Below are 7,921 nucleotides of genomic sequence, written 5' to 3' on the forward strand. Positions count from 1 at the left end.
ACACCGCTCGGGGCGAAAAACGCTTGCCCAGCGAGCAAAATCAGGCGATCTTGAAGTCAAGCGGCGGGCCACTTGGGGAATGTCGGGTACAATCACATGCCGGACTATTCAGTCCGGTTAGACGAAAACATGGTCGTATTTGTAAACCGTCACGCGGAAAAGCCGCAAGCTCTGGCGGCTCCATCCGGGGCGATCCGTTTGAGCCCTGACGTTTATCAGGAAGCCCGTAAGGTTGCGCCGGGATGGGACATCTACACGCTAGAGCAAGAATGGCGCGAATGGATGGCCGACGGTGGTCTCGATGCTCCGGCCAACCCGGACAGGGCATTCTTAGGGTTCTGTCGGAAAATCTTTGAGAAACGCGGCAACCCTTAGCCGCTTCTACCCTTCTGTTCTTCAAGCAACAACTCCAAGCCCTGCCAAAGGGTAAGATCGCGCGTTGAACAAAAAGCCCGAAAATCATCCACCACGCGCTTCGGGCCAGGTATCGAAACTTTGTCCTGCGGCTCTTTGCGTTTGGGGCCAGGTTTAAGGCGCGTCGTTGGTTCCCTGTTGACGAAGCCAAGATCGGCACCGGCTCTGACGGCCTCGCTTAATGAGCTGCCATCGACCTTTGGCCGAGGCTTGGGTGCCGGTGTTGTCTTGGGCAGGTCGATCCCGCCTGAGAAGCCGTATTTCCCGCTCATGCCACTTGCTCCTTGGTAAGGGTTGCAATGACGGTTTGTGCGTAGTCGCGGGCATTCTCGATGGCTCCGGTCACCTGCTTCATGGCCTTGTCGGATACAGACGCGGTTTTGCCCTGCATTTCTTGCGTCACGATGTCAGGCAGCTCTGACAAGAGCACACCGTCCCGGAAGATGCGGGTGTAAGGCGCGCGCTTGGCGATCCGAACGGGTAGCGTCGGGATGTTGTTGAGCTCCATTTCTTGCCGCACGTCGCGCTCATCCGTGGTCTGGAACGCGGCGTTGGTGCGAGTGAACAAGAGGGCGTAGTTGATTTGCGCGCGGATCATGTTTGCTGTGGTTTGTACCAAGCGAACCGCTTGCGCGGCTTGCCGGGCTTCCATAGGCGAGCCATCGAGCGGGATGATGCACAAATCTGTCCGCGATAGCGCGAAAGTGACGATCTGATCCTTCGACCCTTCAAGGTCGATAATGAGATAGTCAGCCTCATCGGATAGGCTGTCGATGAGCTCGACCGTCTCTTCGGCCTGCGGTCGCGCATGAACTGTGAAAGGAACGTCTCTACCTTCGGCTTCGCGCGTCTGGGCCCATGCAAGGATGTTGGCATTTGGGTCCAGATCGAGAATCGCAACGCGACCGCCAGAAATAGCGATCTGTTCAGCCAAGAGCATGGCGGACGTAGTTTTCCCCGAGCCGCCTTTCGGGTTTGCGAAGGTGATTACATACATGGCGGTAGATTGCCTGCGTTTAACTCTAACGTCAACTATGTCGTTAACATTAATTATAGAGTTAACTTTAATGACGTAGTTAGAGTTAAATTCGAGGGTGCTTTGAGACGTTCGACCTCGTCACATCTAGGGTCAGGACCCATTGATTTCTGCGAGGCGGCGTGATTCACGGTTCGAAAAACGAGCGGTGAACATGTCTGATCTCTTCTGGTTGACCGACGCCCAGATGGCGCGTCTTGAGCCCTATTTTCCGAAGTCCCAGGGGTAGATTCCGGTAGGGGGCAGGATCGTATCACAAGGCCCTGACACCCCTTTCTCTCCTCCATTTTGAACTCTGTGGCCGCCTTCGTGGTGGCGATGATCGCGGTGCGCGCGTTTGGGAGCCGTGACGGTGGCAAGAAATAGGGCTGATTACTTCACAAGCTGGCCCCGGTTTGCCGCCGCCACCTGTATTCCCCAGTGAGCAGGATGTGTGCCCACCCGAGCGGCGAGATATGCGCCAGCAAATTGGGCGCACAATTCAGGCCGGCCCGCTGCCGCGCGGCCACGGCCTGACCGAGGTGCTTGGTGTTCCAGTAGATGATGATTGCCGCGAGCAGGTTGAGGCCCGCCATGCGGTAGTGCTGGCCCTCGGTGGTGCGATCCCGGATTTCACCCTGGCGCCCGATGCGCAGGGCGTTTTTCAAGGCGTGGTGTGCCTCGCCCTTGTTCAACCCGACCTGAGCCCGGCGCTGCATGTCGGCGTCGAGTAGCCACTCGATGATGAAGAGGGTGCGTTCGATGCGGCCGATTTCGCGGAGCGCCACGGCCAGCTCGTGCTGGCGCGGATAGGCGGCGAACTTCTTGAGCAACTGACTGGGCGGCAGGACGCCCGTCGCCATGGTGGCCACGGCACGCAGGACGCCCGGCCAGTTCTGGACGATGACGCCTTCGCGGATCTTGCTGCCGATCAAGCCGCGCAACTCGTTCGGCGCGGTGGCGGGATCGAAGAGATAGAGCCGCGTTGACGGCAGATCCCGGATGCGCGGGATGAACCGGTAGGACAGCAGCGTGGTCACGGCAAAGATCTGGTCTGTAAAGCCACCAGTGTCGGCATACTGCTCCGAAATCTTTCGCCCGGCCTCGTTCATCAGCAGCCCGTCCAGGATGTAGGGCGCCTCGCTCACGGTGGCCGGAATGTTCTGGGTGGCAAAGGGGCCGAACTGGTCGGAGACATGGGTATAGGCCTTGAGGCCTGGCTCGGAGCCGTATTTCGCGTTGATGAGGTTCATGGCTTCGCCCTGCCGGGCGGCGGGGAAGAATTGCCCGTCACTGGACGCGGTGACGCCCCCGCCCCAGAACTGGGCCATGGGCAGCCGGGCCTGTGCCTCAATCACCATGGCGAGGGCCTGGTTGATGGCATCGCTCTCCATATGCCATCGCGACAAGCGGGAGAGTTGGAAGTAGTCATGTGTGCTGGTCGCTTCGGCCATCTTGCTGAGCCCAAGATTCAAACCTTCAGCCAACAGCACGGTCAGCATCCCGATCTGGTCTTTGCAGGGCGCGCCGGTCTGCAGATGTGTGAAGGCTTCCGTGAAGCCAATATCTGCATCGACCTCCTGCAGCAGTTCGGTGACCCGTATGGTCGGCAACCGGTCGTAGAGATCGAGCACCAGCCCGTCCGCCTCTTGCGGCACCGCCGCACTCAGGCGGTCAGTTTTCAAGACGCCATTCTCGATCGCCCCGCCCGGGATCGCCCCTGCGCGAGCCGCCTTGGCCAGTCGCGCCAGCCCCTCGGTCATGCGCGCCTTGCGATCGGCAAGCCAGGTTTCCGGGTCGAGCGGCACCGTCAGCCTTGGCGCGCCCTCTACTGCCTCCGCAGGAACCAGGGCCTGCTTCAGATCGGCGTAGCGCCGGGAATGGGGGAGCCAGATGTCACCCGACCGGAACGCCTCCCGCAAATGAAACAGCACCGCAACTTCCCAGAGCCGATGGCCGTCACCGTCCTCAGCGTTCAGATGGCGGTGCCATTTCGAGCCGCGCCGCAGAAAGCCAACTGGGCGGGTTTCGGGCTTTTCATCGTCTGCGATCAGCGCGGTCGCCTGCAGCAAGGGAGCTGCGATACCCGCCGCCTCGATATCGAGAACGCGCAGCATGCGCGGGGCATAGCGGCGGAACCGAAGATAACCTTGGCCAACATGGGTCAATGGGTCTGCGGCCATCGTGTCCGTCAACTCGGCGGCGGTGGCGACCAGCCCTTCGAGCCGATCCCACCCGCAAGCCAGCTCTGTCGCCTGATCCAAGGAAGCCCCATCGCTTCTGGCGTCCAGCAGGGCCGACCCGAGAGATTTGAAGGCGCGCAGGGTGTCCTGCACCGCCGCCTTTGCGTCGGCGATTTGGGCGTCGCACAGCCTCTTCGCGCCCTGCCAGGTCTTGCCGACGATCCGGTCATGGGTCTCGACCACCGCGTCGGAAATCGCGGCACACCACTCGACGGCGCAAACCGCGAGAATGGCCAGGCGGCGGTCGCTGCTGATGTCACGCAGACCATCGGCAAAGTAGCGTTCGCCCTGACGCCGCAGGCGGGTCACCCGATGGGGTGGAATGCCCGCGAGGATATCTAGCGAGATGTTCAGATCCCGCAGAACCTCCAGCCGATCGAGGAGGCGGCCAACATCGGCCGAGTTCTGACCAACCTCGAATTGGCGCAGCCAGATGAACTGGCTGACCGTGCCATCGACCATCTCCGTGAGCAGGGTGTCCAGGCGGGCCTTTCTATCCTCATCCAGCCGGTTCACGATGGCGCTTTCGATCCGGCGTTCCGCCGCCACGAGCGCATCCGCGCAGAGGCGCTCGACCACGGACACACCCGGCAAGATCGTCTGGGTCCGGCGACACTCTTCGACAAACCGGCGGGCCAGATCATGGTTGGAGGTTGCCACCTCCGCCTCGCCTGACAGCCAGGCTTTCAGTTCCCGCGCGCGATGCCCGGAGAACATCTTGAAGCCATAGAGCTGGCGCAAGTCGACCAGATGCCTGCGCCGCGTTATGTCGGTCTCGGCGTATCGGCAAAGCTCATCCATCTCTTCGCCAAGCTGTGCTGCGATGAAGCTGCTGATGGCCTCTGGAATGACCTCACCCGACGCCAACAGTCGGCCAGGATATCGGAAAGCACAAAGCTGAAGGGCGAAGCCGAGGCGATTGCGTGCATGGCGACGGGTTCGAATGAATTCGAGGTCATCGTCCGCCAGTGTGTAGTGGTAGAGGATGGTGGCTTCGTCTGTCGGCAGATCGAACAGCGCCGCGCACTGGCGCGCGGTCAGGATAGAGCGTCTTGGCATGCTGGATTGTCCTTGTTAGTCATTAGTCTGTTCAGGACGAGATCCGCACCAGCAAAATCAAAGGCTTGCAAGGCCAAAATCCTAGGGGGTTCAACTGGGACAACGTGCCGCCATTTACGCCAGAGTCTCGACCACAGACCAGTCTTGTGAGCGACAGGTGTCCGAGCTCACCGCGTTTGCAGAGCGTGGCGGCTATGACGTGGTCGGCGTATTCAAGGAGACAGCTTCCGGGGCCGCTGCCAATCGGGCTGCACGTAACCGTGTGCTCGATCTGGCGCAGGCTCGACAACTCGATGCCATCCTCGTCAGCGAGCTTTCCCGGTGGGGACGCTCCACCCAGGACCTGCTCGATACCCTCAATCGGCTCGCAGGCTGGAAGGTCTCGGTCGTGGCCATGAACGGCATGACCTTCGAACTCGACACGCCGCACGGCCGGATGATGGCCACCATGCTGGCCGGGATTGCCCAGTTTGAGCGCGATTTGCTTAGCGAGCGCGTGAAATCCGGTCTCGCAGCGGCCCGTGCGCGCGGCAAAAAACTTGGGCGACAGCCAGGCCAACGACCAAAATCCGATAAGCTTGCCCCGAAGGTGCTTCAGGCCATCGAAGACGGCCGGTCATACCGGTGGATCGCACGCGACCTTGGCATCTCGAAAAACACCGTCACAGACATCGTCAAACGGCACAGGCAAAATGCCTTGTGATACGTTCCTGCCCCCTACCGGAATCTACCCCAGTATGATAGCTGGAAGGCATGAGCAGTTGGGCCCCTACGAAGTACAAGACCAAGAACTGGCCTTCGTACAACACAGCGCTGAAGCAACGCGGATCGCTGTCGATCTGGTTTGATCCCGAGATGGTCTGTGATCTGCCCCCATGGACGGGTCCGGTTAGAATGTTAGTGCAATGACGGCCTCGGGGCTAGCGCGGGCGGCATCGCTGGTTTGGGTTGCAGGGCCGCCCGCGCGAATGCCGGGATGAAGACTTCGGGCGCCGGTGGCTTGTAGCCGAGCGACCCATGCGGGCGCACGGTGTTGTAATGCCGGCGCCAGCTTTCCACGATGATCCTGGCCTCCTTGAGCGTGTAGAAGATCTCGCCGTCGAGAAGCTCGTCGCGCAGGCGAGCATTGAAGCTCTCGATGTAGCCGTTCTCCCATGGGCTTCCGGGAGCGATGTAGGCGGTCTTCGCCCCGACAGCGGTGATCCAGTCCTGCACGGCCGTGGCGATGAACTCCGGGCCGTTGTCGGAGCGGACGTGCTCAGGCACACCGCGCAGGATGAAGAGATCGGACAGGACGTCGATGACGTCGGTGGAGTTGAGCTTGCGATCGATACGGATCGCCAACGCTTCATGCGTGAACTCGTCGATCACGTTGAGCATGCGATACTTCCTTCCGTCATGGGTTCGGTCCTCGACGAAGTCGTAGGACCAGACATGGTTGGGCCGCTCGGCGCGCAGGCGGATGCATGATCCGTCGGCGAGCCAGAGCCGGCCCTTCTTCGGTTGTTTGGCCGGAACCTTCAGCCCCTCTTGTCGCCAGATGCGCTCGACCCGCTTGTCGTTGACCACCCAGCCCATCTGGCTGCGCAGAAGCTCGGCGATCTTGCGATAGCCATAGCGGCCATACTGGCGGGCCAGTGCAACGATGTCCTCGGTCAGTTGCTGCTCGTCGTCCCGACCGCGGGGAATGCGGCGCTGCGTGGAGCGATGCTGCCCCAGCACGCGGCATATCCGGCGCTCCGAAACGCGTTTCGGCAGAACCGAGCGAACATGGTCTATGCAGGCACGACGACGCGAGGGGCTCAGAAGTTTCCCCGAGCAGCCTCCGTCAGGATCAGCTTGTCCAGTGTCAGATCGGCAACCACCTTGCGAAGCCGTTCGTTCTCCTTCTGGAGCTCCTTCAACTGCCGAAGCTGGTCACGGCTCATGCCGCCATACTGCTTGCGCCACCTGTAATACGTCAGCTCGGAAACGCCGATCTGGCGAACAGCATCCGCCATCGCCATGCCCTGGCCGCGCAAAACCTCAACCTGCCGAAGCTTCGTGACGATCTCATCGGGCTTGTGTCGCTTGGTTGCCATCGTGGTCCTCCTTCATGGTCAAAACGGCACTGTCAGGTTTTTTGAACTTTCCGAATATTCGGGGTAGATTTGCGAATGATCCTCTCGCCTGACCCTGCCCGGTTGAAGGGCCATCGTTATCCCCGCAGCGTCATCGGATACGCGGTCTGGTTGTATTATCGCTTTGCTGTCAGCCTGCGCGACGTCGAGGATCTTTTGGCAGAACGCGGAATTCTGGTCAGCTACGAAACCATCCGGGTCTGGTGCCGGCGATACGGGCCGCGGATTGCGGCCCGGATCCGTCGCCATCGCCCGCCCTCGGACGACAAGTGGCATCTTGACGAGATGGTGATCGTGATCCGAGGCCGGAAACACTGGCTCTGGCGGGCGGTGGACGCCAGGGGCGACACCCTCGAGATCCTTGTCCAAAGCCGCAGGAATGCCCGCGCGGCAAAGCGTTTCCTCAGGAAACTGCTGAAGCGCTGGGGATGTCCGCGGGTGATGGTGACCGACAAGCTGCCAAGCTACGGAGCTGCAAAGCGGGAGCTTTGCCCCGGTGTCGAACATCGTCGCCACAAGGGCCTCAACAATCGGGCTGAAGCCTCACATCGCCACACCCGACGACGCGAAAAGATCATGGGCCGGTTCAAGTCTGCCGGACAGGCCCAGATCTTTCTCTCCGCCCAGGATCAAACCGCCGCCCTGTTTCGCCCCAAACGTCACCGACTTACCGCAAGATCAAACCGCCACGCCCGGGCTGACGCATTCAGCCTGTGGGCTGAAATGACCGCCCAACTTGCCGCATGAGACAATCAGCGAAGTTTCTGGCCAGTCAGTGAAAACAACCTGACAATGCCGCCGCCGGAGTAGACCTGGTCTCCGCGACGATCTCTACGGGCAGAAACCGCGCCTCCTCTGCTGGGCGCGCAACCGAGGTGGGGTCCGGCGCATAACGGGGATCGCGCAGCCACTTGAAGATCAGGTTCGCGTTCACCGCGTAGCGCCGCGCCACCTGAGCCACGGAAACGCCCGGCGCCGCCGTCTGGAAACAGATCGAACGCTTCTCCTCATCCGTCCAAAGTCGCTTCGTCCGACGCGCCACGCCATCACCATAGTGTCCACTATCAATG

Annotated in this window: 8 protein-coding genes and 1 pseudogene; 4 read left to right on the top strand and 5 right to left on the bottom strand. The window is 61.0% G+C overall.

Features of this window, described 5'->3' with window-relative positions; translation table 11 throughout:
• Positions 1-96 precede the first annotated feature (96 nt).
• Positions 97-375 carry a hypothetical protein gene (locus I9P22_RS22250; protein WP_199262218.1) on the top strand — a complete coding sequence of 93 codons (279 nt, stop codon included), beginning with the start codon at positions 97-99 and terminating at the stop codon, positions 373-375.
• Here I9P22_RS22250 and I9P22_RS22255 read toward each other — a convergent pair.
• The 3 genes from I9P22_RS22255 to I9P22_RS22265 all read right to left on the bottom strand — a co-directional run bounded on the left by I9P22_RS22255 (position 372) and on the right by I9P22_RS22265 (position 4,731).
• Positions 372-686 carry a hypothetical protein gene (locus I9P22_RS22255; protein WP_127657609.1) on the bottom strand — a complete coding sequence of 105 codons (315 nt, stop codon included), beginning with the start codon at positions 684-686 and terminating at the stop codon, positions 372-374. The genes I9P22_RS22250 and I9P22_RS22255 overlap by 4 nt on opposite strands.
• A complete protein-coding gene (locus tag I9P22_RS22260; RefSeq protein WP_066009097.1) occupies positions 683-1,411 on the bottom strand; it encodes a ParA family protein in 729 nt (242 codons plus the stop codon). Before I9P22_RS22260 ends, I9P22_RS22255 begins: the two co-directional genes overlap by 4 nt.
• A 416-nt stretch (positions 1,412-1,827) precedes the next feature.
• The gene (locus I9P22_RS22265) at positions 1,828-4,731 is read right to left on the bottom strand and encodes a Tn3 family transposase (RefSeq protein ID WP_199262219.1); all 2,904 of its coding nucleotides are present in this window, start codon (positions 4,729-4,731) and stop codon (positions 1,828-1,830) included.
• A 112-nt stretch (positions 4,732-4,843) separates the two neighbouring features.
• On the opposite strand from I9P22_RS22265, the gene I9P22_RS22270 reads away from it, so the two are divergent.
• On the top strand, positions 4,844-5,434 hold the full coding sequence (locus I9P22_RS22270) for a recombinase family protein (RefSeq protein ID WP_376780413.1): 591 nt from the start codon (positions 4,844-4,846) through the stop codon (positions 5,432-5,434).
• 50 nt (positions 5,435-5,484) lie between these two features.
• Positions 5,485-5,607 (top strand): annotated as a pseudogene (locus tag I9P22_RS22275) (IS5/IS1182 family transposase); the annotation flags it as partial.
• Positions 5,608-5,628: 21 nt separating this feature from the next.
• Here I9P22_RS22275 and I9P22_RS22280 read toward each other — a convergent pair.
• Positions 5,629-6,812 (bottom strand): IS3 family transposase gene (locus I9P22_RS22280; protein WP_408635220.1). Its coding sequence is split into 2 segments (ribosomal slippage): positions 5,629-6,551 and positions 6,551-6,812, totalling 1,185 coding nucleotides; the frame shifts between segments, so codons are not numbered across the junction.
• A gap of 75 nt (positions 6,813-6,887) precedes the next feature.
• Between I9P22_RS22280 and I9P22_RS22285 the strand changes: the two genes are divergently transcribed.
• On the top strand, positions 6,888-7,598 hold the full coding sequence (locus I9P22_RS22285; RefSeq protein ID WP_199262221.1) for an IS6 family transposase: 711 nt from the start codon (positions 6,888-6,890) through the stop codon (positions 7,596-7,598).
• Positions 7,599-7,623: 25 nt separating this feature from the next.
• On the opposite strand, the gene I9P22_RS22290 is transcribed toward I9P22_RS22285, so the two are convergent.
• Positions 7,624-7,921: transposase (locus tag I9P22_RS22290; RefSeq protein ID WP_233253540.1), on the bottom strand; the 298-nt coding region annotated here is incomplete at its 5' end.

Source organism: Paracoccus binzhouensis (genome assembly GCF_016446475.1).
Taxonomy (GTDB): Bacteria; Pseudomonadota; Alphaproteobacteria; order Rhodobacterales; family Rhodobacteraceae; genus Paracoccus; species Paracoccus binzhouensis.